This window comes from Pseudoalteromonas marina (assembly GCF_000238335.3).
GTDB lineage: Bacteria > Pseudomonadota > Gammaproteobacteria > Enterobacterales > Alteromonadaceae > Pseudoalteromonas > Pseudoalteromonas marina.
The window spans coordinates 598,280-623,734 of sequence record NZ_AHCB03000012.1 but is presented as its reverse complement, the minus strand read 5'-3'; the positions used below and the strand labels follow the sequence as shown (position 1 = coordinate 623,734).

26 protein-coding genes are annotated in these 25,455 nt (G+C 38.6%); 8 read left to right on the top strand and 18 right to left on the bottom strand.

Going from position 1 to position 25,455, the window contains the following annotated elements; translation table 11 throughout:
* Positions 1 to 23: 23 nt before the first annotated feature.
* Positions 24 to 1,031, top strand: coding sequence for an isocitrate dehydrogenase (locus tag PMAN_RS18640; RefSeq protein ID WP_006793428.1), 1,008 nt, complete (start codon positions 24 to 26; stop codon positions 1,029 to 1,031).
* 52 nt (positions 1,032 to 1,083) lie between these two features.
* Here the strand turns inward: PMAN_RS18640 and PMAN_RS18635 are convergent, their stop codons facing one another.
* Positions 1,084 to 4,098, bottom strand: coding sequence for an immune inhibitor A domain-containing protein (locus PMAN_RS18635; protein ID WP_010556219.1), 3,015 nt, complete (start codon positions 4,096 to 4,098; stop codon positions 1,084 to 1,086).
* A gap of 484 nt (positions 4,099 to 4,582) precedes the next feature.
* Here PMAN_RS18635 and PMAN_RS18630 point away from each other — a divergent pair, with 484 nt between their 5' ends.
* Entirely contained in the window at positions 4,583 to 6,310 is a 1,728-nt protein-coding gene (locus tag PMAN_RS18630) for an acetolactate synthase 3 large subunit (protein WP_010556220.1), read from the top strand.
* A complete protein-coding gene (gene ilvN / locus PMAN_RS18625; protein WP_006793425.1) occupies positions 6,310 to 6,807 on the top strand; it encodes an acetolactate synthase small subunit in 498 nt (165 codons plus the stop codon). Before PMAN_RS18630 ends, ilvN begins: the two co-directional genes overlap by 1 nt.
* A gap of 91 nt (positions 6,808 to 6,898) precedes the next feature.
* Here ilvN and PMAN_RS18620 read toward each other — a convergent pair whose 3' ends face one another.
* The 16 genes from PMAN_RS18620 to PMAN_RS18545 all read right to left on the bottom strand — a co-directional run bounded on the left by PMAN_RS18620 (position 6,899) and on the right by PMAN_RS18545 (position 18,848).
* Positions 6,899 to 7,174: an HU family DNA-binding protein gene (locus PMAN_RS18620; RefSeq protein WP_006793424.1), complete on the bottom strand. Its 276-nt coding sequence runs from the start codon at positions 7,172 to 7,174 to the stop codon at positions 6,899 to 6,901.
* 207 nt (positions 7,175 to 7,381) lie between these two features.
* Complete coding sequence (locus PMAN_RS18615; RefSeq protein ID WP_010556221.1) at positions 7,382 to 7,921, bottom strand: DUF3833 domain-containing protein; 540 nt, start codon at positions 7,919 to 7,921, stop codon at positions 7,382 to 7,384.
* A 1-nt stretch (position 7,922) separates the two neighbouring features.
* A complete protein-coding gene (locus tag PMAN_RS18610) occupies positions 7,923 to 8,399 on the bottom strand; it encodes a chalcone isomerase family protein (RefSeq protein ID WP_422613658.1) in 477 nt (158 codons plus the stop codon).
* Between the two features lie 51 nt (positions 8,400 to 8,450).
* Positions 8,451 to 8,960 carry a DUF2878 domain-containing protein gene (locus PMAN_RS18605; RefSeq protein WP_010556223.1) on the bottom strand — a complete coding sequence of 170 codons (510 nt, stop codon included), beginning with the start codon at positions 8,958 to 8,960 and terminating at the stop codon, positions 8,451 to 8,453.
* Positions 8,938 to 10,200, bottom strand: a complete 1,263-nt coding sequence (locus tag PMAN_RS18600) for an SAM-dependent methyltransferase (RefSeq protein WP_010556224.1) — start codon at positions 10,198 to 10,200, stop codon at positions 8,938 to 8,940. The genes PMAN_RS18605 and PMAN_RS18600 overlap by 23 nt, the downstream gene beginning before the upstream one ends.
* A gap of 49 nt (positions 10,201 to 10,249) precedes the next feature.
* Complete coding sequence (locus PMAN_RS18595; RefSeq protein WP_033035493.1) at positions 10,250 to 10,978, bottom strand: DUF1365 domain-containing protein; 729 nt, start codon at positions 10,976 to 10,978, stop codon at positions 10,250 to 10,252.
* Positions 10,971 to 12,227: an NAD(P)/FAD-dependent oxidoreductase gene (locus tag PMAN_RS18590; protein WP_010556226.1), complete on the bottom strand. Its 1,257-nt coding sequence runs from the start codon at positions 12,225 to 12,227 to the stop codon at positions 10,971 to 10,973. The genes PMAN_RS18595 and PMAN_RS18590 overlap by 8 nt, the downstream gene beginning before the upstream one ends.
* On the bottom strand, positions 12,224 to 12,934 hold the full coding sequence (locus PMAN_RS18585; protein ID WP_010556227.1) for an SDR family NAD(P)-dependent oxidoreductase: 711 nt from the start codon (positions 12,932 to 12,934) through the stop codon (positions 12,224 to 12,226). Before PMAN_RS18585 ends, PMAN_RS18590 begins: the two co-directional genes overlap by 4 nt.
* Before the next feature lie 2 nt (positions 12,935 to 12,936).
* The gene (locus PMAN_RS18580; protein WP_006794850.1) at positions 12,937 to 13,365 is read right to left on the bottom strand and encodes a nuclear transport factor 2 family protein; all 429 of its coding nucleotides are present in this window, start codon (positions 13,363 to 13,365) and stop codon (positions 12,937 to 12,939) included.
* A 1-nt stretch (position 13,366) separates the two neighbouring features.
* Positions 13,367 to 14,761, bottom strand: a complete 1,395-nt coding sequence (gene phrB, locus PMAN_RS18575) for a deoxyribodipyrimidine photo-lyase (protein ID WP_010556228.1) — start codon at positions 14,759 to 14,761, stop codon at positions 13,367 to 13,369.
* Entirely contained in the window at positions 14,761 to 15,714 is a 954-nt protein-coding gene (locus PMAN_RS18570; RefSeq protein WP_010556229.1) for a YbgA family protein, read from the bottom strand. Before PMAN_RS18570 ends, phrB begins: the two co-directional genes overlap by 1 nt.
* Before the next feature lie 8 nt (positions 15,715 to 15,722).
* Positions 15,723 to 16,403 (bottom strand): ChrR family anti-sigma-E factor, encoded by a 681-nt coding sequence (locus PMAN_RS18565; protein WP_010556230.1) that lies wholly within the window; start codon positions 16,401 to 16,403, stop codon positions 15,723 to 15,725.
* Positions 16,396 to 17,019, bottom strand: coding sequence for a sigma-70 family RNA polymerase sigma factor (locus PMAN_RS18560; RefSeq protein WP_008129206.1), 624 nt, complete (start codon positions 17,017 to 17,019; stop codon positions 16,396 to 16,398). Before PMAN_RS18560 ends, PMAN_RS18565 begins: the two co-directional genes overlap by 8 nt.
* A gap of 67 nt (positions 17,020 to 17,086) precedes the next feature.
* The gene (locus PMAN_RS18555; RefSeq protein ID WP_033025371.1) at positions 17,087 to 17,665 is read right to left on the bottom strand and encodes an LON peptidase substrate-binding domain-containing protein; all 579 of its coding nucleotides are present in this window, start codon (positions 17,663 to 17,665) and stop codon (positions 17,087 to 17,089) included.
* A gap of 235 nt (positions 17,666 to 17,900) precedes the next feature.
* A complete protein-coding gene (locus tag PMAN_RS18550) occupies positions 17,901 to 18,173 on the bottom strand; it encodes a hypothetical protein (RefSeq protein WP_010556231.1) in 273 nt (90 codons plus the stop codon).
* Between the two features lie 342 nt (positions 18,174 to 18,515).
* Positions 18,516 to 18,848, bottom strand: coding sequence for a hypothetical protein (locus PMAN_RS18545; protein WP_008129213.1), 333 nt, complete (start codon positions 18,846 to 18,848; stop codon positions 18,516 to 18,518).
* A 151-nt stretch (positions 18,849 to 18,999) separates the two neighbouring features.
* Here PMAN_RS18545 and trhA point away from each other — a divergent pair, with 151 nt between their 5' ends.
* Positions 19,000 to 19,629 (top strand): PAQR family membrane homeostasis protein TrhA, encoded by a 630-nt coding sequence (trhA, locus tag PMAN_RS18540; protein WP_010556232.1) that lies wholly within the window; start codon positions 19,000 to 19,002, stop codon positions 19,627 to 19,629.
* 247 nt (positions 19,630 to 19,876) lie between these two features.
* Entirely contained in the window at positions 19,877 to 20,374 is a 498-nt protein-coding gene (locus PMAN_RS18535; protein WP_010556233.1) for a hypothetical protein, read from the top strand.
* A gap of 821 nt (positions 20,375 to 21,195) precedes the next feature.
* On the opposite strand, the gene PMAN_RS18530 is transcribed toward PMAN_RS18535, so the two are convergent.
* Positions 21,196 to 22,350: an IS110 family RNA-guided transposase gene (locus tag PMAN_RS18530; RefSeq protein WP_010556235.1), complete on the bottom strand. Its 1,155-nt coding sequence runs from the start codon at positions 22,348 to 22,350 to the stop codon at positions 21,196 to 21,198.
* A gap of 126 nt (positions 22,351 to 22,476) precedes the next feature.
* Between PMAN_RS18530 and PMAN_RS18525 the strand changes: the two genes are divergently transcribed.
* The 3 genes from PMAN_RS18525 to PMAN_RS18515 all read left to right on the top strand — a co-directional run bounded on the left by PMAN_RS18525 (position 22,477) and on the right by PMAN_RS18515 (position 25,446).
* Complete coding sequence (locus PMAN_RS18525) at positions 22,477 to 22,758, top strand: hypothetical protein (RefSeq protein ID WP_198434419.1); 282 nt, start codon at positions 22,477 to 22,479, stop codon at positions 22,756 to 22,758.
* A 71-nt stretch (positions 22,759 to 22,829) separates the two neighbouring features.
* Positions 22,830 to 23,642, top strand: a complete 813-nt coding sequence (locus PMAN_RS18520) for a DUF3800 domain-containing protein (protein ID WP_198434418.1) — start codon at positions 22,830 to 22,832, stop codon at positions 23,640 to 23,642.
* A 34-nt stretch (positions 23,643 to 23,676) separates the two neighbouring features.
* On the top strand, positions 23,677 to 25,446 hold the full coding sequence (locus tag PMAN_RS18515) for an ATP-dependent nuclease (RefSeq protein ID WP_010556236.1): 1,770 nt from the start codon (positions 23,677 to 23,679) through the stop codon (positions 25,444 to 25,446).
* The last annotated feature ends 9 nt before the right edge of the window (positions 25,447 to 25,455 follow it).

Here is a 25,455-nt window from a genome sequence, read left to right as displayed (position 1 = left end):
CAAACTCTTTAAAGGAAAAGATAATGGCCAAACAAACCATCACAGTGATCAAAGGCGACGGCATCGGTCCTAGCATCATCGACTCAGCACTTGAAATACTAAAAGCCGCAGGATGCGATTTTGATTATGAATTTGTTGATGCTGGCCTAGCCGCTCTTGAAAAAACAGGTGAGTTACTTCCACAAGAGACAATTGATACAATTGCTAAAAACAAAATCACACTTAAAGGCCCGTTAACTACCCCTGTAGGTGAAGGTTTTACGTCTATTAACGTAACACTGCGCAAGCAATTTGGCTTATACGCAAACGTACGTCCAGTAAAATCATTTGTAGGCACTAAAGCACGTTACGATGATATTGATATCATCACTATTCGCGAAAATACACAAGGTATGTACTCAGGCGCAGGCCAAGTAGTGAGCGAAGACGGTAATGAAGCAGAAGCAAAGTCTGTAATAACGCGTGAAGGCGCTGAAAAAATCGTAACATTTGCTTATGAGCTTGCGGTACGAGAAGGCCGTAAAAAAGTAACAGCGGTTCACAAAGCGAACATTTTAAAATCTACTTCTGGCTTATTTCTAAAAGTTGCTCGTGAAGTAGCTGAGCGTTACCCACAAATTGAATCAACAGAGATGATTGTTGATGCAACGTGTATGAAACTTGTAATGACACCAGAAGAGTTTGACGTTGTTGTAACGACTAACTTATTTGGTGATATTTTATCAGACCTATGTGCTGGCTTAGTAGGCGGTTTAGGTATGGCACCAGGTGCAAACATTGGTGAAGATGCTGCAATTTTTGAAGCTGTGCACGGTAGCGCACCAGATATCGCGGGTAAAAACCTAGCAAACCCTACCTCAGTAATATTAGCGTCTATTCAAATGCTAGAGCACTTAAACATGGGTGACACAGCGGAGCGTATTCGCAGCGCTGTTGCTGATGTAATTAAATCAGGTGACCGTACTACACGTGATTTAGGTGGCAGCCACGGGACAACTGATTTCACACAGTCAGTGATCGACCGCCTGTAATTTAATAAAACGTTCAAAAAAGCCAGCATTTTTGCTGGCTTTTTTATGCCATTTAAGCGCGTTTAAATCTAATTGAAATTAACAACATAAAAATTAATAACCCGCCAAGCGCCCCTCCACTAGAGCTTGAACCGCTATTAGTTTGAGATTGTGCTACCGTTACGGATAAGTCATCACTGATAGCCTCTCCCGTAATTGTGTCTGTTATAGTTAAAGTAACAGAATAACTGCCAGCATTTTGATACGTATGACCTGGGTTTTGAACTTGAGAAAGCTCACTGCCGTCACCAAAATCCCAGCTATAAGTATAATTTTTAAACCCACCTATCACATCAGCGTTAAATTGAACCGTTAAATTATTTGTTGAAAAACCGGTATTAACTGAGAGTGGAACATTGACGTTTACATTTACGTTTTGAGATACCGACATCCCTTGGTCGTCAGTCACTGTTAGCGACAATAAATAATCACCCGAGTGTAAATAGTCATATGAAATGCTCTGTGATGCTAGCGAACTGCCATCGCCTAAATTCCACAAATAACTGTATGGTGCTAACCCTCCTGCAACTTCAGCTTTTGCCGTTAGTAGCCCTTGTGTTATTTCGTGATCAATTTCAGTAATACTCAGGGGTGCGGCAATAATGACTGTTGTTGTTGCTACCTGCTCTTCTTCACCGTTGCTTGCAGTAAATATAACATCATAGCGTCCGTAACTCTCAAAAACGTGCGAAGGGGATAACTCAGAACTTGTTCTGCCGTCACCAAAATCCCAAGTAAACGTATCAGATGGCAAAAGCGTCAATCCATCAACTGTAAAATCTGCTGTGAAATCTGAGAGTGAGTAACTAATGCCATTTGATGGCTCGTAATTTAATAATATTTCTATGCTTTGATTATCGTTTTCTTGATTTGTGAGCGTAAAACCAAAGCCAACTTGTGGTAATTTAACACCCGATTCAGCTTGTTCTGCAAAGCCATAGTCCATCTCGTCACTAAAAGAGCTGATAGCAGATAAATCGTCATCTCCTAGCCCTGCTCGTTGAGCATAAAGGCTAAATGCGGCATCTCTTATTTGAATAGCAGTATTTGCTGGTGATTGCGTGCCTCCTTTATTGATAGCACGCTGATCTGCGTCAACAACCAATGCAAAACCACTACCGGGGTGCTCAGTTGTATTGTTATCAGTGTGCGACTCATCGCTGTACCACAGTAATAATCCCGGCGAGTAACCCTCTTTTTGTAATCCACTATCTATACCCGAATAGTCACGCAACTGCAGGTAATAGTGAGATGGCATAGCAAATACATAACTCCCTACTTTTGCAAACCCGGATAAGGTCGTATTACTTTGAGTTTCTGCGTTATTTTGCCAAATTAATGAACCATTTTGCTCAATGCGCATATCGTCAATAACAAAACCATAATAATGCTTATTAGCGTCTGTTAAGTATTGTACTTGTAGCTCTATTGTTTGCCCTGCATAAGCAGATAAATCAAATTGATGCGTTAAGTATCCGTTAGGAAGTTGTGCATCAGGATTTAAAAATGAATCACCTGTAATATAAGGACCAATATTGCCATAGAAAGGGTTAGTAGGTTGCGTATAGTTACCCGCGATTGGCACACCATTAACCTTTATTTGAACTAAGTCATAATCTTGCTCAATGCTATAAAAAGCAACAAAGCTCAGCATAAGCGATTCTGTCGTGCTTGGTAAAGTAATGGTGTTCACTAAACGAGTATTAAGATTATCGCCAGTATTTGAATAATATTGAAAAACGCCTTCTACTGGCGTTTTAAATTTTTCAAGCCTTGGTGGCAATGTGACCTTTACTTGGCTTTGTGATTTAGACGTACTTGATGCGTTATTAATCACTTGCACTGGGTTCGTAAGAACCTCATCCATATCAAGGCTAAGCTGGTTTACCCAATTACCTTGGTAGCGTGTTTGAAGATACTCTAGCGCATATGGGCTAAACATTACTGGCTCAGACCCGCGTGGTGAACCCGCCCACGTACCTGACGACATAACCGACCATGAGGCTACAGGCTCACCTACCGTATTAGACTGTAAATCGTATTCATCTTTTAAACCTAAATCGTGCCCAAACTCATGAACAACAACACCAATGGCGGCATCAATAGGGTTTATTGTGTAACCAAATAGCTTTATATCACTCCCAACAACTTCAGTTGGTTGGCTATTTTCGTCTAAAACATAATAACGATGTGACCAAATTGCATCTGTTGATAAATAACCCCCGCCCGACTCCTCACCAATACTAGAATGAAAAATCATAACATGATCGATTATCCCATTTGGTTCGTCGGTAATACCATCACCGTCTATGTCATCAAGATCAGTTAAGTCATAATCAGCCAAATTAATATTAAATTGTGCAACCGCTTTTGCAACAGCTTCTTTTACAAGGCTCGGCGCATTTTTATCTCGGGTAGAGCCTAAACGTTCACCATAAAATTTAGCGTTATTATTTGCAGTTACCCACCCGTAAACTTGCCCTTCAAAATTAAGGCTGTTGCCAGAAGCCGCTTTATAATAATCGGCCGCCGATAAAAGAACCTGTCCGTCAGGGCCTTCATAGCCGTTAGTGTTAAACAGCATCTGCTGGTAATGATCATGGGAGTAGTCGGTATAAAACATATCAGTGTCTTGGGGAGTTAACTGGTTTTCGTCGTGCTTTAAATCAGGGAAATCAACTAAAATAGTTAAGACTTTAACTGTATTGACTCGATCATCTGGGGTTAACTCCGATGAAAAACTAGATTGTTGACTAGGTAAGAGCCCCTTTTGTATTGGGTTATATGTCGATAAACGAGATAGCTGGCTAAACCCATTTTTTAACGCTACTTGCACAGGTGATTTGTTATTGATGTATTCATTGTAAGACGCTTCTAACTCATCGGAAGTTAAGTCTTCTTTTTTATTAAGCCAATACAAAATACGTTCTTTGTTGGTTACACCTATATCGTGCGGAGTAGATGTTTTAGCTACAGTTATAGAGCTAAACAACGTAGTAATAAGTGTAAGTAACGCTATTTTGTTCACTGTATATTCCTCAAACAATTTGTTAAGCACATCATACCTAATAACAACTATTTAAACATGTTATAAACCAGCTTTAAGTATACGTTAGCAATCTATAATTGCTTAATACTAAAACAACAGCAAACAATGCAAAAATAAGCGCGCTGCATATTATCTCCCTAAAAACTTCAAATTAAACGCACAAAAAGCAACAAACCACTAAAAAACAATAAAAAACGAATTTAAAATGCAAAAAACAACATTCAAGGTTGACATAAACACTTAAAACACTTAAAAATAAACCCATATAAAATTTCACATCAAAGCAGTGTTTTGCTGAGTAGAGTAAATAACTATGAAAACACAATTTAACCTTCTAGTCGTTCTCGTACTGGTCTTAGTAATAAGCCCAGCGGGGATGTATTAAAAGGTAATACTGCTTTTTAAAAACCCCCGCACCACGCGGGGGTTTTTTTATGCACAAAAAAAGCGCAGAGGAATGAGGATGAGCAAACAAGAGTATAATGGCTCTGAACTAGTCGTTCAGGCATTAAAAGAATTAAAGGTAAAATATATATTTGGCTACCCAGGTGGCTCAGTATTAGATCTATACGATGCACTTTTTCAACAAAATGATATTGAGCACATCTTAGTTAGGCATGAACAAGCAGCAACACACATGGCTGATGGTTATGCACGTGCTACTGGTGAGGTCGGTGTTGTCCTTGCTACCTCAGGCCCTGGTGCTACAAATTGTATAACCGGTATTGCAACTGCGTACATGGACTCTATTCCGATGGTTGTATTATCTGGGCAGGTACCTACTAGTCTAATTGGTGACGACGCCTTCCAAGAAACAGACATAGTTGGTTGCTCTCGACCAATTGTAAAACACAGCTTTAACTGCAGAAGTGCACAAGAAATACCTGCAATATTGGCGAAAGCTTTTTATATTGCAAGCACTGGTCGCCCTGGGCCTGTTGTTGTTGAGCTACCAAAAGATATGCTTAACCCTGCTGTCAAATTTGAATACGACTTCCCTGCAACGACTGAACTCCGCACTTATAGCCCAAATACTAAAGGCCATTCAAAACAAATTAGAAAAGCAGTGGCCGCTATATTGGAAGCTAAAAAGCTAGTTATATATTCTGGGGGTGGCATTATCATTTCAAACACCTCAGAGCAATTAACACGCTTAGTAGAATCATTGAATGCACCTATTACTAACACTTTAATGGGTCTGGGTGGTATTTCAGGGGTTCACCCTAACTTTATCGGTATGCTCGGGATGCACGGCACGCTAGAGGCCAACAAAGCTATGGCAAATGCCGACGTTATATTGGCATTAGGCGCTCGCTTTGATGATCGGGTTACAAATAACGTTAAAAAGTTTTGCCCTAATGCGACTATTGTTCACGTAGATGTAGACCCTACCTCTATTTCTAAAACCATTAAGGCTCATATACCTGTTGTAGGTTGTTTAGACACTGTACTTAAACAACTACAAGATGGAATAGACAAAAGTACAATTCAAATAGATCGCAGTGCACAAGAAGATTGGTGGCGACAAATTATTAGCTGGCGTGAACAAAAATGTTTAGGTTACAAACAAAGCCCTTCAGAAAAAATTAAGCCTCAAGCTGTTATTGAGGCGCTTTATAATGCAACTGACGGCGAAGCCTACATCAGCTCTGACGTAGGGCAGCATCAAATGTTTGCAGCACAGTATTACCCATTTAAATACCCTCGCCAATGGATCAATTCAGGCGGATTAGGCACTATGGGCTTTGGTTTACCGGCTGCCATGGGCGTTAAGCTCGCATTTCCTGATAAAGAGTCGGTGTGCGTAACTGGCGATGGTTCTATTCAAATGAACATTCAAGAGCTTTCTACGTGCTTGCAGTACAACTTAGCCGTTAAAGTCGTCTCTCTTAACAACCGCTCATTAGGAATGGTACGCCAATGGCAAGATATGGTGTACGGCGGTCGTCATTCATCATCTTACATGGACTCACTACCTGACTTTATAAAATTAGTTGAAAGCTATGGCCACGTAGGCATTCAGGTAAACACACTTGAAGAGCTTCAACCCGCGATTGATAAAGCAATGAGCATAACGGATCGTCTAGTATTTTTAGACATACTTGTCGACGAAAAAGAACATGTGTACCCAATGCAAATTAAATTAGGTGGCATTGACGAAATGTGGTTACGTAAAGGAGTTAAAGCATAATGCGTCGTATTTTATCAATATTATTAGAAAACGAACCCGGTGCACTATCTCGTATTGTTGGACTATTTTCACAACGAGCATACAACATTGACAGCCTAACAGTAGGTACTACTGACGATCAGTCTTTATCGCGTATTACCATAACAACAATGGGTGACGACCGAATTGTTGAACAAATTACCAAGCAAGTGAACAAGCTAGTTGATGTATTAAAAATTATTGATTTAACAGAAATGAGCCACATTGAACGAGAACTACTCCTCGTAAAAGTATTTGCACAAGACGAAACAACGCGTGCTGCAGTTACCCGGGTAGTAGATGTGTTTAAAGGTGATATTTTAGATATGGGCCGTCAGAGTTACAGCTTACAACTTGTGAGCAGCACAGACAAAATAGAATCATTTTTAGATACGCTACGCCATGAAACAGATATCATAGAAGTTGTACGTTCAGGTGCAGTTGGAATTGGTAGAGGCGATAAAGCCTTAAAAGCATAACTTTTCAAATACTGAGCCGTTACATTACGGCTTTTTCAATACAAAAAAAAAGGGCTTATTAGCCCTTTTTTCAATTAATTTGTAAAACCAATTATAGGTTTACTTGGTCTTTAAGACCTTTACCTGCTTTAAAGCTTGGGATAGTTGCCGCTGCGATTTGGATCTCAGCACCCGTTTGAGGGTTACGGCCTGTGCGTGCAGCACGTTCTTTAACTGAGAAAGTACCAAAACCAACTAATGCTACTGAATCACCTTCTTTAAGTGCAGAAGTTACAGCGCCAGTAAACGCGTCAAGAGCACGTGTAGCAGCGGCTTTAGAAATTTCCGCGTCAGTAGCAATTTTTTCAACTAATTGAGCTTTATTCATTGTTAGATTCCTATTCGTTATTATTTTGCCTTCGCAAAACCTATCTTTATGTATTTTTTAAAAGTTAGCAACAGCAAATTGCAATTTTTAGTTAAAATCTTATAAAACACATAAAATTATATTAATTTCCGCTAAAATACAGCATCTTGTGTTAACAAAGACTTAATTTTTGTACAATTTTGGTGCATGTTAATCAGCATATAAAAACTATATTTTTTCGATAACTAAGGTCACTTCCCCGACCTCGACACCAAACTTAACAATAGATGTGCGGTTAATCAAGCGCGATTGTGTTACCAAGTACATCCAATCATCAAAATTAACTTCTAAAGTGCTTCCGTCATAAGGGAGTTCTACGTTGTAGTTCCAATGAAATACACTGCCATCACTTTTACCTTGTGCAACGCCAAGAACGTCTGCAGCAGTCCCTGTAAGGGTGTTATCGTCATTAAGGGTTATTTTCCAAATGCGTTTTTGTGTTTCACCATCATCATATACAAAATCTTCTTCTATTACGCCCTTGTTGCCCTCCCACGTCGCGTTCATATCAACGACTAACTTACGGGTTAACTCACCCTTAAAGTCTTGCACTACGCCATATGCTTTTAATTTGCCGCTAAAGAAGGTTTTAAAGTCAAAATTGGGAGTTGTTTTACTGTAGTGTTCTACATTAGGGGCTGAGCAACTAACCAAAAAAAGTGCAAATACACACACAAAAATCGTTTTTAACGCGTTATTAATAATCATTTTAATTTCCTAATAGTTTTTTTCTTAAAGCTGGCTCTGACGTATTTTTACCTAACCAAATAGCTAAAAAATCACTTGAAAACGCAACATCATCAATTACGCCAACCTCGCTATCGTTATGCAAAAAAGTACTTTTTCCTTCTTTGTCAGTTATCAGCGTTAACGAATCACCTTTACCTATGTTTGGCCAAATAGACAAAAGCACCTCATCGTACTTGCCGACTAGATTTTTTTTACCTATGTGGTCCCACTGCTCATTGGTTGCTTTAACTATATCTTCGGCGTCAAAATCACGTAAATAGGTCAGCTTAAATTTGACAGGGTGTTCACCCAATGCATAATCGCCAGAAGGGGTATATAAGGTGGCGTCGTAAACATCCCAAAACAAGTATTCCATTCTACCCTCGCCCACTTTGCTATATTCAACTTTAGCAAAGGCACAAGTAGACAATAAAAGACATAAAACAGTTGTCGTTATGATTGATTTCACAATTAAAGTCCTTCTTTTAATAACAAATAAAAGGGTAAACTAATTTTGACTTGCTAAAATAATCGACTTAATTTTTTGGTTTATAAATACAATAAACGTAAAGGCTGCCGACCAAATAACACCGTAGGCTACCCAAAACTGCCATAGCGGTAAGCCTAAATTAATTACGTTAAAACGCGCACCCGCCCAGTAGCTAGCTGGCGAAAAAATAAGGCAAACAACAAATACCTGCCAAAGTCTTAATCGACTTAAAAAATGCATCGATGTATTTAATGAAAGAAGCAACGCGGCCCATAGAAGTACCAGCCAAATTGGAAAAGGATCAACTTTAAATGAAAGTAGACCAAGCTCAACCGCTATGTATTCAAGTAGCAAAGCAATAGGAAGTGCTTTTAATAGCAATAATGCATCTTGTTTTTTTTGCTTTGACAAATAAAACATTAAGACAATGATGCCAGCGCTAAATAAAAGTGATTGTCCTTCAAGCAGTAATGATAAAAACCACACTGCTTGAAACAAGACAAAATTAATAAGCGAGTGCAATTTCATCTACATTGCTACTAAAGCGAGGTTTACGCGCCATTAAATGTACAGTACTGGTTGCACGCGTTCTAAATGCGCCTTCACAGTAAGCAAAATAAAATAACCATAGCCTATAAAAGCGGTCATCAAATTTCGTGCGGTCTAGATCTGGCCAACTTTTGATAAAGCGTTCACGCCAGTCAGCTAACGTTCGTGCGTAATGCGTTCCAATATCACTAACAGTATGGATAACCATATCGGTGTTATTTTTGATTTGCTCACTCATTTCGTTTAATGAGGGTAAACACCCACCAGGGAAAATATACTGTTGAATAAAATCTGAATTTTTAAGGTAGTGCTTGTATCGCTGATCGCTAATGGTGATTGCTTGTATCAACATTGCGCCATCGTCTTTGAGTAGCGAACCACACTGGGTAAAAAAGCTAGGTAAATATTCGTGTCCAACTGCTTCAATCATTTCAATCGAAACGAGTTTGTCGTATTTGCCCGTGAGTAGTCTGTAATCAAGCTTAAGAAGCGTAATTTTATTCTCTAAGCCTAACTCTTTAATTTTTTCTGCAACAAAGTCATGTTGCTCGTCAGATATTGTGGTAGTCGTCACGTGGCAGTCGTAATGTGTTGCTGCGTAAATGGCAAATGCGCCCCATCCAGTGCCAATTTCTATAACGGAATCGCCAGGTTGCAATTCTACTTGTTCACATATGCGCTTTAATTTGTACTGCTGCGCGTCCTCTAGACTGGCATCTTTTGATGGATAAACAGCACACGAATAAAGCATTTCTTTACTCAAAAACGATTCGTATAAATCGTTACCTAAATCATAGTGAGCAACTATATTTTTTTTAGAGCCTGACTCAGAATTTTTATTTTTTAAATGAGTTAGTCTGTGGGCAATGTTGCTGAAAAACGCGAATTTTTTCTCAAACTCGTCTAACTGTTTTTCATTTATAGCAAATAACTCAATTAGTCGGGTTAAGTTGTCACAACTCCATTGACCTAAAATGTAAGACTCACCTGCACCAACACTTCCAGATAATGCAAACGCCTTGTACATCGCTTTGTCGTGAATTGTTACCGTTACTTTTAAGTCAGATGATGCATCTCCAAAAACAAGCTGCAGATCTTCATCAATAACGGTGATTTGCCCTGTTTCTATTGAAGAAAAAGCTTTAAATACTAATCTTTTATAAAGCCCTGTAAACCAGCCCGTTTTTTGTTCGCAATTTAAGCTAGACACTTTTTCCATTAGAACACCTATATTATTTTTATTACTGCTTGTATGTAATTTGTGACTTTTAAGAATGACCTAAAAAAGGCACTCTTTTTATAAACAGCTTCAACGCTTGGTAATAAATACCTTTAAATATTGTCCACGTCATTGCTGGGAATCGCTTTAACAACTGACTCATTTCTTTTTCAGTCAGTTCTTTGCGGGTTAATCGAAGAGTAGCATCAAATAGCAATTCTCCATCCCGCTTATTTTCAATATGAATCAATGTTTTATCTTGCGTTAACCTAATTGTCCAATGATAGTTCATATCGAGGTTCATAAAAGGTGATACGGAAAAGACTTTTTTAAAGTTCACTTTTTTTTCTAGTGGTATCAAGTAGTAGTGTCGCTCATTCCATGGCGTATTACTAACTTCAGCCACCATGTACTTAAATTCACTGTCGCTATGACCATAAAAGAAGAAGTTTACTGGGCTAAAGTAAATACCAAAGCAACGGAGCTGTCCAAGCATGTATACATGGTTAAAAGTCTCAGTTACACCAAGCGATAATAACTGATGATTTGCACGTTCAATGATTGACGCATCATTATTGTGGGGCTTATTAATAAAGTAGTCTGATTCGTTAAACTTTAATGCTTTTGAACCAGACGTACCTAACCATTTATGCTTATTGTTCAATTGCTCTGGGTTGTTGAGATCAACCCACATCATATAAAGTGGATTACTAAAATGATGAGTCTTAACAGCAAAACGGCGATGCTTAACATCGCCTAAATAAACAGCACTAGTCAAATTCAACCCCTAACTGCCTTGCCACGTCTACACCACTGCGTACACCATCCTCATGAAAGCCGTTGTACCAATAGGCACCACAAAAATAACTATTATTTTGACCATCGATCGTTTGTTTAAGCCCTTGCGCAGCAATAGACTCTTTGTTGAAAACAGGGTGATGATAAGTGAATTCACGCAATATTTTGCTTTTATCTATCCCTTCAAGGTGGTTTAACGTAACGCAAAACTGCGTGTCTGATTGAATACCTTGCAATATATTCATCTGGTAGGTAACAACAGCTGCTTTGTCGGTATTGTTATTTAATAAATAATTCCAACTAGCCCAAGCGGCTTTTCTGTCAGGTAGTAAATTTGTATCTGTATGAAGTACTACTGAATTTTCAGTATAAGGAATTGCGCCAAGTACTGACTTTTCTTGGCTTGTTGCATCACCAAGTAGTTTGAGTACTTGGTCAGAGTGGCACGCAAAAATAACTTTATCAAAAACGTGCTGCTCACCACTGGCAAGCTCAATGGTTACATCGTCATTTGCACGTGTTACCGATTTAATATCAGTGTTAAGCTTTATTCTGTCAGCAAACCCTTTAATTAATGGGTTAATGTATTCACGAGAACCACCCGGTACAACATACCATTGCGGCCTATTTGTGATATCTAAAAGGCCATGATTAAAGAAAAACTTTACAAAAAACTCTACGCCTACGTTTTCCATTTCTTTAATACTAGTAGACCAAATAGCTGCGCCCATAGGTAAAATATAATGATATTTAAAAAAGTCGTTAAACTGATTTTCATTAAGTAGCTGACCGAGTGTTTGCGATTGCTGATATTCGCCTTTTTCGTGTATGGCTTTACATAGTTTGTTAAATTTAACTATGTCAGATAACAAGCGCCAAAATTTAGGCCTAAAAATATTTCTTCTTTGTGCAAATAAACTGGTGAAGGTATGGCCATTGTACTCAAAGCCTGTTGCCTCATTATGAACACTGAAACTCATTTGGGTTTCTTTCTTTTTTATACCAATACGCGCAAGTAACTTTTCAAAATAAGGGTAGGTTCGGTTATTAAAAACAATAAATCCGGTATCCACGGCGTAATTAACGCCCTTAACATCTACGTCAACAGTCGCAGTGTGCCCGCCAATGTAATCGTTTTTTTCAAATAAAGTGACATCGTAGTGTTTGTGAAGCAAATGCCCACATGTTAAACCTGATACACCAGTTCCTATTATTGCTATTTTTTTCAACGGGTTAATCCTTTTGCTATTTTAAGCCAAAGCGGTAAAGGCAATATCCGCAATGCTTTTAATATAAGCGTAAAACGATACGGAAAGTGTACCTCTTTACGTCGTTTGTTTATTCCTTTGATCATGTAATCTGCCGCTTCTTCAGCGGTCACTGCCATAGGCATAGGAAAATCGTTTTTTTCGGTCAGAGGCGTTTTTACAAACCCTGGGTGAACTAACGTGACATCCACATCCATCAAATCAACGGCTAGGCTTTTAGCTAAATAACTTACGCCCGCTTTAGACGCCCCATAAGCCTCGGAGCGTGGTAACGGTAAGTATGTAACGCTTGAGCTAACAATAACTAATTGACCGCCGCTTTTAACTTTAGGGAGTAATGCTTCTAAGCAGTAGCCAACCGACAGTAAATTTGCATTAATTACGCGCTCAAACAAAGCACTGTCAAAGTTTTTTGCGTCGTCTATGTATTCACAATTGCCCGCATTAAGAATTACTCGGTCAAAGTGTGGGTATCCAATGGTTGCTTCTTTAATATCTTTTAGGCTTGTTGCATCAAACTTACAACTTTCTATGTTGTTATGTTTTGAAAGCTCAGCTAGTTTTTTTGTATTACGTCCACATGCAATAACGGTGTCGCCCATTTGTGCATATTTAATAGCTAGTTGTTCGCCAATGCCTGACGTTGCGCCTGTAATTAAGGTAACCATAATTAGCCCGCCCTCTTATCAATGTAACTAACCACACTACCTAGGATTGGAATATGCTTGTAAAGTAGTTCGCCAACGTTGAAATAATCACGATGCTTAACAATTTTATCATTATCAAAAATTAGCTTACTGTGCCCCTGCACAGATATGGTTTTGCCAGAAGCCAGTTTGGGATGTGAATAATGCATTGTCCAATAAACAAATGCATTGTTGTTGATACCAAACGAATCCGTTATATCAAATTGACAATGCTTAACATTGCTATATAAATTTGCAAAATAGTCACGCAAACTTTCTATGCCGTTAATTTCGTGCATCGGATCAATAAATTGGATATTGTCGGCATAAATGTCACTTAATAAGTCCAAATTAGAGCTATTAAGTTGCTGGTAAATATCAACAAATTTATCTACTGGTAACTGGTTATCCATATCATACCTTAAATGCAGCGAGCGCACGTTCACGTGCAGCTTTGTGATCAACAATTGCTGGCCAGTAACATTTACTTCCCTTGCCCGTTGCAGCTAAGTAGGTATGCGGAAAATGAATGTGTTTATCTGGCACATTTTCAAGCTCAGGCAAATACTTACGTATAAACTTACCTGTTGGATCAAAGCGCTCACTTTGGGTAATAGGGTTGAAAATCCTAAAATACGGTTGTGCATCACACCCTGTGCTTGCAGCCCACTGCCAGCCACCATTGTTAGAAGCTAAATCGCCATCAATAAGGTGCTGCATAAAAAAGCGCTCACCTTCACGCCAGTCAATTAATAGGTGTTTAGTTAAAAAACTGGCCACTACCATTCTTAAACGGTTATGCATCCATCCAGTTTGCTTAAGCTGTAACATAGCAGCGTCTACGAGTGGGTAACCAGTACGTCCCTCGCACCACGCGTTAAATTCTTTTTCACTTTTTCGCCATTTAACAGGATTGTATTTCTCGTTAAAGTTTTCACCACGAGAGAGCTTCGGGTACTCTGCAATAAGATGCCTGTAAAACTCTCGCCAAATAAGCTCATTAACCCACGTGAATGTTTTACTTTTTGATGTAGTCAGAATGTCGGGGTAACGTTGCTGTATATTAATTAGCAACTGCTTTGGGCTAATAATGCCCAGCGCTAAATACGGGCTCAAACCCGATGTACCTTTAATACTGGGGATGTCACGCTGATCGTCGTAGCTTGTTAACTTATCGCAAATAAAATTATCAACAACACTCAAAAGTGTTTCATCATCAACAGGCCATTTATCCGAACTACCATCGTTTTCAAGGTGCTGGCTTTTTTCAATTTTTATAGGGTTTTGTTCTAGTGGCCATTGCGCCAAGCTAAAGTGAGTATCTTGATACTGTTTTAACCATGCGCGTTTAAATGGTGTGAATACTTTATACATTTCATTACTTTGGTTTTTAATGCTACCAACAGGCGCAATTAAATCTCCTTCGTATAATGTAAAAGTAATGGAACGTTTGTCACATTGCGCTAAAACATCTTTGTCTCGATTTTCTTCGTTAAGCTCGTATTCTGTATTAGCAATAATATGCTGAATATCATGAGTTTCACAAAACGAAAGTAGCTCAGATTCACAATCACTAAAGTTAGGAGCGTTTATTACATTAAGCGTTATGCCGAAATTGGCAAGTTGCTCTTGCAAATAAGTTACACGTCGCTTTAGTAAATCAATTTGTATTGGCGCTGCTTGGTGTTGTTGCCACTGTTTTTCGCAAACAAAAAAAATGGCGTGTTTAGCGCCATTATTTAGCGCTTCTATTAACGCTTCATTCGAAAAAAGGCGCAAATCGCGCCTAAACCAAAATAATGTATTCATTAAATACCAAATCGTAGTTTTAAGTCATGAGGATAGGGATTAAAAAACACCTGTTTTTCTAGGTACTCTTTAGGGTGAACTTTTAGATGGTGCTTAAGTAAAGTAAGAGGCACATAAAGCGGCACTAAACCAGAACGATACTCGTCTATTGCTTCACGCAGTTCTTGCTTTTCTACCTTAGCAAGGTCTTTCTTAAAGTAACCTTGTAAATGCATTAAGGTGTTACAGTTATTACGACGAGATGCAGGTTTTTTAAGCCCTGTCATTAAACCTAAAATGTATTCATCGGCCAATGCGTTTATATCATCACCAGCGTAGGTTCCAAGTAACTTGCCAAGCTCTCGATAAGCTTGGTAATTGTGTGCCATTAATAAATACTTATGCTTTGCATGAAATTGCGTTAAGTGATGAACACTTAATGGTTCTTTTACAAGCTGCTGCCAACTGTTTAGAACGTACACGCGCATTACAAAATTTTCACGCAGGTGTATGTCGTTTAACCTACCATTTTCCTCGCAAGGCAAAAGTGGGTTGTGCTTCATAATTTGTTCTGCAAAAAAACCAACGCCCTCTGAGGTGTTACCCGTCCCAGCCTCGTTGTATATTTTTATACGCTCCATGCCACAACTTGGACTTTTTGCACAAAATACAAAACCACTCAACTCTTTAGCTTGCTCAGTAGCAACCTTTTTACCGTATTCAGTTAACTGCGGCCCAACATCACCAGAGCCATCAGGGCGGCAAACTTTAATTGTGTCGCCAACTCGAACTTGGCGAATTGTAGGTCGAGGAATTGGTAAGCCAACCGCAACCTCAGGACAAAATCGTGTGTATTCAACATGCTTTGCAAGTTCGTCCATACAAAAGTTTGACCTTTTGTGACCTGTATCAAATCTAACTTTCTCGCCTGCTAAGCAGGCGCTTATACCTATTTTTATTGTAGTTTTTTGCATGTAATCTCTTAGTAGATTAAATTACCAATTGGATTTAGTAATTTACTTAGCCCTTTATTAAAATGTAGCGCACTGCTCACAACTGTAAAGCATAAACACCCATCTTTTGTTATTGGCGTGTGTTGATGACGACCATCTTGCCAAATAAAGTCACCTGGCACGTAGTGTCCGTCTTCATCACAAAACTCACCGTCAAGTAATAGGGTTATTTCAAAACCTGTGTGCGTATGTTCAGGAATTTCACCGCCCGCATCTATGTGCAGTAAACTTGAACGTAATGCACCATCATCTAGTGCTACACGTGAACGGGCTAATTTGCCAACTTGAGTAAACTTGCTGTGCGAAATACGAGTCAGAGCACGAGGGAGTTGGTAATTGTGATCATTTACACTTACTTTAACTGGCTCTACCTCATATACTTCGTCTATAGAGTCGTCTGCAGTAATTAAGTCGAGCACATTCATATCAAACTCTTCAAGCAACTGAGATTGATTATTAACCGGATTATCAAAATTTTCGGTGACTTCACTAAACAGAGCATCTGCGTTGCTTGCTTCTATTTTTGCTACTTTTTCTTGGCAAACAGGACACATATCCACATGTATCGAAACTGCAAGGCTCAAAGAGGCACTTAACGACGCTGAACAATACTCTGTAAGTAGTGTTTCACTCGGGTGATGTTTAATCATGCTGATCTCCCATTTCATTACGTAATTTCTGCAAGGCTAAACGTAATCGTGATTTTACCGTGCCTACTGGAATATTAAGTTGTTGAGCTAGTTGCTCTTGCGACATATCTTGAAAATAAACACCACGAACAACTTCACGTTGAGCGATAGGCAATTTATCAAGGTAGCGTTTAATTTGTTTGTCTTCTAAATGGTCAGTGTATTCGTGATTTGTGTCTTCAGAATCATTAATTAAAGGCCAAATGTCTTCGCTGATGTTTTCTTCTTTATTGCTCTTCATTTTACGAAGCATATCAAATGACGCATTACGCATAACTGTATAAACCCACGTAGTAGCAGCACCTTTATCGCTATTATATAAGTGTGCTTTACGCCATACAGACGTTAATGTTTCTTGTACAAGCTCCATGGCTTGTGCTTCCACACCAAATTGCTTTATTCCAAAGCGCTTAATTTTTGGTGAAAAATATTCAAATAAATAGGCAAATGCTTTTTTATCACGGTCTTGTGCAACCGATAGTAATGCTTGCATAAGTTCAGAACTAGGCGTTTCTGGCATGGCAGTATACTTACCTGTATTAGGTTCACAACGAGTTGACTGTTGTTGACTTACCATAGTAATTAATCCCATTATTGTTTTGATAAAGGTAATACGTGCAATAAATGGTACGAGATCACATTATTTAGGCAAATTCGTTATTAATTACAGTATGGAGGAAATTAAGTAAGTTATCAAAGTTAGTTTCGAACGCAAGTTGTTGTTTTTTCTCGATCGAAATAGGTAACAACTCAAGCCAACGGGCGGCTATCCAAGCTAAATTATTAAAGTTAGTTGTTTTGTAAAGTAGGCTAAGTTCAGGGTTGCCATAAAAAACGTTACGCAATGCGTCATGCAATAAAAAATGCTCACCCACTTGTTTGTTTTTATCGCTATACCAGTAAGGCGTTTTACAATCAGATATTAAACCATGGCGAAGTTCTTCTTCGTCTTGGTAAACATCATTTATTTGAACACTTTTAGACGCAAAAACATCAATAAGAAGCACGTCATTATCGTCTTGGTCAAAGTCGATTATATCAACCAAGCATCCTTGGGCGCTAATGTTAAAAGGTGTGTCGTGCTCAAACGTACATAGCACAAACCCCGTGTTATTTTTTAATGCGGTTTTAACCATGTTTAAATAACGAGGTTCAAAAATACGCAAACGCGTATAACCTTCAGGTAAAATAAAAATGGGTAATGGGAAAATCGCACGTTTCATAAAGTCTACTTCTATCAATAACACTGCCTTTATTTACGTGCGTTTTTACTAAGTCGATCAGCTTTAAGTAAACCGAATTAATTGCATTATACTTAATTGGTTAAATATTAAGCCACCCACCCATACTCTTTAGTGCTTGTACAGATACATACGCAGTTATAATACTCACTACGGGTGCCAACATAAGTGCAAATAATCCAAGTTCGGTACTCATCGCCTTATTCCTTTAAGTTGCTTATTTTACGTTATTAACTGCAGGGTCTTTACTTTCTGCCGCTTCATTACTCACTAAATCAGCAGGCTCAATTAACGTTTCCAGTGTTAATTTTGTATCAAAATAAAGTGTTTCTTTTATAGATTTTTCAAGCTCAATGGTGGTTTGCTTAATGTAGCTAGTTACACTGTTTGTTAAAATATCAGTTACATCTAGGTCCACTTCTGTCGCGTTTACTTGCGAAGAACCTAATACTAATAAACTAGCCATAGCGATTTTAATTGAATGTTTCATAATGGTATTCCTTGTTTGTGTATTGTTTAGACGTAGTTATATACTCAAGGGTTGTGCCAAGATGAAAATAAAGTTTAAATCGCTGATATTAATAAAGTTTTAATGAGCTGGTTAATTTGTTGAAATTCAGGAGAGGTTAATTTAACCACGTAGTTTTATTTTTTAGCCACTTTTTAGTTAAAAAATAAATAGGGGTATGCTTAATTATTTTATGCTAGCTAAAAAATTTAAATACAAAATGGCACGTTGAATTACAAAGTCATTACGAAAAAACACACAACTTTAAATAATGGTTTTGAAATAACAAAAAAATGAATATCAAAAAAATGTGTAGGCCTGGGTTTACTTTTTACCTAAACGATAGGCATCAACCATACTCAGCACCCAAATAATTATCATAAGTGGCAAGTATTTGTATTCTGCAAGTTTTGCACATGCCAGTGACGGCTCTTTTGCAGCACCTAATATAGAGGTGATGGTCATCGGTATTTTTCCTGCCACTATTTCATTGGCTGTACATTGTGCAACGGCAAATATATCTTTCATCGTTAAAATTAATAATACCGAAAACACACCAGCAAATATTGCACCTATTAAATGTTTTTTTAACGAAAAGTGCCCTGCCCCTGGGTAAATAATGGCTGTTAGTAATGCGGCTTTTAAATTTGCTTTCATGGTTATTAACTTGAGTTTTGTTGTAAATAGGCCAACCCATAGTGAATTATTTTTGTTTAAAATCAAGAAAAAGCTTTAACTTATACAGTGATTGAAAGTTTCAGCGTACACTTGTACACTAAACGCAAATTAAATAGTGGTAGGAGCAGTAATGTCACTCGACGCCCCTTATTCTCGTAAAGAAGAACAGCTCAATGTTATAAGCCACTCACTCGGTATTTTTTTTGCTGTTTTTGTGATGTGGGATTTATTTAACCAAGCAACCAGCACTAAAGCCAATATAAGTACCGCAATATACGGTAGTAGCTTATTTATACTATTTTTATCATCAACACTATACCACGCGAGCGTGCAACCTAAGTTGCGTGCCTTGTACAAAAAGTGTGACCACTGCGCCATTTATTTACTTATTGCAGGCACATACACTCCTTTTTTATTGCTCTCACTATCGGGGGCCTGGTCATGGGGTACACTCAGCTTTATATGGACCGTTGCGATTGCAGGTGTTGCATACAAAATACTTGTTAAAAATGGTAACAAAAAAATATCCCTAGCCACCTACCTACTCATGGGGTGGTTTGCATTAGCAATTATCTATCCGTTGTATTCGAGCATTGATGTAAAAGCTTTATATTGGCTACTCGCTGGCGGAATTTTTTATAGCGCAGGCACATTATTTTACAGCGCTAAAACAACTCAATTCAGCCACGCAATTTGGCACTTATTCGTAATAGCTGGTTGTATTTGTCATTATATTTCGATCAGCACCTACGTTTATTAATGGCTACTTAGAGCTTTAGTTAACAGTTACTTTTTAATTTCGTCAAAGTATATTGCTTGCATAGTCAGGAAAACGACCCAATCGCTCGTTTTTATCTTGCATTAAAAACCAGAACGACTGTATTTTGTTAGTATTAGCAAATGCTTAAGAAGTTTGTTACAAATGAGTAATTAAGACAAACAAGCGATGCTGTGGTAGAAATACGCGCGATTAGCTCGCTATAAACATGTTAGGCCTCAAGGATAGTATGCTGACTCCTGCTCAAAAATTAGAAACAATTAAAGCTTTCGGTTTGATTGCAATGACAGTCGGTGGCAGTGAACTTAAAGTTAATTGGGCTATGAGTTTGCTAGAACAGGGAGTCGAAACTGAAAACCTTTGTGTTTTGGCGTCTTTATTAAAACCATTAAATGAATTTGAAGTTGATGAGTTTTTTAATATCGTTATATCGGAGTTAGACCTAAAACTACCTAAGCCTGAAGAAGCTGTTGAAGGATACGCAAAAATCTTAGCCCATGAAGTTATTCAGGGTATTATTTCTCCAGAAATAGGAGCTTCAAATATATATGATGCCAATGTATTTCTAGATTATCCTGAATCATTTGCTGAATATACGATCTATGAAGACGAATGGTATTGTGAACATATCAATGGTTGGTCTAAAGAAAAAAGGCGAGAAGAAATTATTAAAGCCTGTAAAGTTTCATATGGCTTGCTCGGATACCCTTGTATAAATAAGGCCTAACAAGCCGTTGAAGGTGTGGACGTCTAACGCATGGCTGACGTTCGTCCCTCACGATTATAGCCACGCATTATCCGCCCCTTAACGGAGCGTTAGGTATACATGGAAGTTTGGAGTCTGATGCCAATATCGAAGACAAAATTTAAGAGCATATTCGAGTATACTTTTTTAGGAATCATATTTCTTATTTGTGGTTTAGCGCTCAATGAAAACCTGGTGCAACCCTTAGTTAAACAAGTAATAGTATCTGTAATCTTTATTGCATGGGTTTCGATGTTTACTTTTGGTTTTGTTTTTAAAGAATCATATATTTTAAAGGCAGCTAAATTAAGCAAACCAACATTGTTCTATATTGAGCAGTTAGCGTATTTTGTTTTGTTAATTATTAACAGTATTGTTATTTACGAAGCAGTGTATACCTAACAAGCGCATTAAGACGGGACTGCTAACAGTTGGCTCAGTTTCGCTTCGCTACACATTTTAGCCAACAATTATCAGCCCCTTATGCGGGCGTTGGTATGACTCCCACTGTCAAGTTAAACGCACTGATCCCTGCCTAACTTTTTAAGCCATAATTACTTTAGCTCGAATTAGAGCGAGTTAATACATAGGATGAAGCAAGTAATGTCGTCGGTTATCTTGCTGATATTCGTTGGTTATTACTATTTCTAGTAACAGAGCAGACCTTACTTATTTCGTCGTGGCACCTGTCTTCAGTCTATGTTCGTGGTTCAATGCAGCGTTAGCTGCATTGCCATCCTAACGCCGTCGGTGGTTGTGCCACACCCGATGCTTGATCCCATGCACTAACTCTAATTCGTTTATCATGCGGGTACTCTTGCCAATCTAAGTTTTGTATTCACTGGCGTAAGCACCACTTCTTTTGCAATTGCCCATATGTACGCAATCATTTCTCGGGCAATGGCGGTAACAACCAGATTGTAGTGTTTCCCTTTGGCTATCATTTTTTTATAGCGTTTGCAGAGCCTAAGCTGTGCTTTCCACGCAATATCAATAATGTCTTTTGGTAAGCCTTCTTGTCGTTTTTGCATATCTGTTGATATATTTGCCGCATACCGATAAGTGTGTGCACCTTCCACAAGAAGGCGTCTTGCTCGGCCGTTCCCGCATTTTGTGATGGCGCCAATATGGCGTTTGCCACCACTCGAATGTTCACTGGGTACAAGACCGAGATAACTCATTAATTTACGGGGGTGGTCGAAACGCGATAAATCGCCAAGCTCAGCAACAACGCCAGTGGCGACCAACAAACGGACACCACGCATAGCTTGTATTGCTTTTACTACAGGATAATAACGCCACTGGTGAAAGTGGTGTGTTAGTTCATTATCTAGCCGCTCAAGTCGGCTTATTCGTTCGGTAATTGTGTGTAAAAATTCTTGTAAGACGATGTGCTGAGCGGGGTGTGGCAACACAAGCTCAGTGAGCCAACGTAAATGTTTTTGTGACCAATTCGCAGTGCCTTTGTAATTAATATTATTGCGAAGCAGCAGCGCCTTTAATTGATATTTGGCATCTTTTAAATCCTTCATGGCTACTTCGCGTGCACGAGATAAATCACGTACAGCTTCATCTTCAGGCTCAGGAACATAGATAGGTGTTAAATCTTCAGACTTAAGTAATTTAGAAAGCTTAAGGGCATCACGTTTATCGGTTTTAATTTTCTCACCAGATTTTTTAGGAATAAGAGAAGGTGCAACCACATAACAGCAATGGCCGAGGCTGGTAATTAATCGGTAAATCCAATAACCACAAGGGCCTGCTTCATAAACAAAATGAAGTGTTGCGCCAGGGTATTTCGATTCGAACTGACGAACAAGCTTTTGAACGGCCACTTTGGAAGAGGGAATTCGGCCAAGATGAACAGGTTGCGCGCCTCTATGTTCTTCAATATAGGCAACTTCATTGAATTCTTTATGTGTATCAAGACCGATAAAAAGTATGCTATGTTTATTCATGTTAGCCTCTGCTGTTTAGTTAATTGACAAACTAATTATGGCTCTGGCTTTGAATTAAGCTAACCCACGAAAAGCGGAGGCTAACACCGTGTGGGAGTCATTATGTCTAGGCAGAATAGGTAGTGTATGTTTTTCCACATTGATGAATCGGGTAATACTGGGAATAATTTATTTGATGAAAATCAACCAAGGCTTAGCTACGGTCTAATTTCTAGCGTTACTAACGTAGATGCTCTTTGTGTCGTCGAACACAATGCTATTCGAGATATAATCGATGATGACCTAATTCATGCAAATATATTGGGTATAGGTGGTTTGGTAAAAATTGCTCCGTTATTGATTAAAATCCAGAAAAAAATGAAGTTCGATTTTGACTACTATTTTATAGAAAACTCGATTATGCCTTAGTTATATTCTTCGATGCCGTTTTTGATGCTGGGTTAAACGATGCTGTCAAATGGGATACATATTGGACTCCCTTGAGATACGTTTTAATACACAAATTATCTGTTCTATTTGACGAAGATCTGCTTCGAGAGTCTTGGAGGTTATCAACAGTAAAACGGATTGAGAATTGTGAGGATGCTATCGTTAGTCTGCTTTCGGAAGTTAAAAGTCGAGCAGAGAACGCTCCCCTAGACGCGAGATCCAAAGAGCTTATCATCGATGCTTTGGATTTCGGTATTAGAAAGCCACTATCACTTGATTTCGGTCACCCAGATCAAAAAATAATATCTCCGAATGCTGTTGGTTTTCAGTTTGTCGTAGCTGCAATTGCACGACGAACAAGGAAGAAACGCAGGAAGTCAGTGTCATCTATAATCGTGGATAGGCAAAATCAATTCAATAAGGCTCAAATTGGAACGCACTATAATCTTTCAAGAATAGCCGAAGGCATTAAAAACTCTTCTGAGAAAGATAAGGCCATGTATTTCAATAATCCACTCTATACGGATTTTTCGCCTGAAGAAGTTTCACATAAAGGTTTAACAGATAAGGAGTTGACGATTTCGAAAAGTGCTGACTCTATAGGGCTTCAAATTGTTGACGTTTATTTGTGGATTGCAAATAAACTTATTTCTGGTGTTAATCTACCATCAGAATTAATGGAACTCTGGCAGTTATTTCAACATCGGAGCTTGATCGATGGCATCTCAATGAGAGGGATGGCCGAGCGATTCAAAAACTTCGAGAAAAATCTACCTAAGCTCAATGATCTAACAGATGAGCAGCGAATAGTGGCAAAGGAATCAGTCGTTCAGCATCGAAAAAAAGTTAAGGCGCTTGTCTAGTCTTGGCAGTTTCCAGCCTAACAAGGAATAAATAGTGAAAATTGAAAGTATATGGGTCAAAAACTGGCGTTCAGTAAAAGAAGAAAAGCTAGAAGCACAAGATCTGATGGTTATCATTGGCCAGAATAACCACGGGAAATCGAATCTCTTATCTTCTGTCTTGTTCTTCTTTGGTGAGATAAAGCAACAAGATCTGGATTTTTATCATGGGTCTATTGAACTATTTGTGGAAATTGAGTTTGGTGATCTTGATGAATCAGACAAAACTACATTCAAGAAGTATTTAACCTCTGAAGAAAAAATAGTTGTAAGAAAAACTGCCTTTCTAGGCGGTAGTTTTGAATACCGAGGGTACATAGAAAACCCATCGGATGACTGGCTTCAAGAAGCAAATGCTTCTGCTTATACTAAAAGAGAGCTTGCTTCTAGTCTGCCATTCCATCCTCATATCCCCGATTCTGGTCGAATTACCAAACAAAACATCATCGATGCCCAAAACGAATATATCCAGAATAACAGGGAGGATATTCAATTCGCTTTTGAGCTTGAGTCGACAAACTTTCTTGGCTTGAAAAGTGTCGCAAAAGGAATATTTGGTGAGGTTTACTTTATACCAGCAGTAAAAGAAGCCTCGGATGATTTTTCTTCTAAAGATTCTAGTGTTTTCGGAAAAATGTATGCTGATGTTGTAGCTTTAATGTCTGAACACAATAACGACTGGAAGGAAACAAAGGAAAAACTCGGGAAACTATTTTCCACCCTGAACAAAAAAGACCAGGAAGGCAATGACAATAATGATAGACCTCAGCAATTAACTGACTTTGAACAAGAGTTAACTGATGAGCTTGTTGCATGGGGTGCAAAAGTAGATATTGAAGTAAACGCCCCTGATATTAAAAATGTATTTAAAGCAAATACACAGGTTTGGGTTGATGACGGTGTTAGAACTGACATAAAACGAAAAGGGCACGGTTTACAGCGAGCTCTAACAGTTGCTCTAATACAAGTAGTTGCTAAGAAGGCTCTTGCTGAGGCAGAGTCAGCGGAAGAGCAAGGAAACAGGAAAGCATCAAATTCAAGATACTTCATATTCGAAGAGCCTGAGCTTTATTTGCATCCCCAAGCACAAAGGTCGTTATTCGACTCATTCGTGGCTTTGTCTGAGTCAGGGAGTCAAGTTATTCTTTGTACTCACTCAAGCGGTTTAATTGATGTTGAGCGTTATAAGTCTATTTACATAGCAACAAAGGTTGATGAGTTAAACGGAACTAAGGTTAAACAGTGCACCGAAGACTTATTTGAAGGGGATTCAAAGAAAGATTTCAACCTTTCCTACTGGATCAACCCTGATCGTGGGGAATTATTTTTTGCAAGTAAAGTTGTTTTGCTAGAGGGCGCTACAGAAAAAACTGTATTTCCTCTGTTGGCGAAAGAGCTTGATGTTTTCAGGTACGAGTATACGTTAATCGATTGCGGCTCAAAAGATAATATCCCTCTTTATGTTAAGCTCATGAATAAGTTTTCTATCCCATATGTGGCTGTTTATGACAGAGATCATCAAGCTCACAAAGGGGTAGATGCAATTGCGTCAGCAGATCGATCAACACAAAAAATTGTTGATGAGATCGATAACAACATAGGTTCTTCAGTGGTATTAGAAAACGATATAGAGGAAGAGCTAGGATTACCAAATGGCGGTAGCAGCAAACCTTATGTCGCATTAAGTCACATCACAGCAGAAGGTTTTTCGGTCACGCCACAAATGGCTCAAAAGATCAGAGAAGTTTATGACGCAGAGGCCTAACAAGTTGCT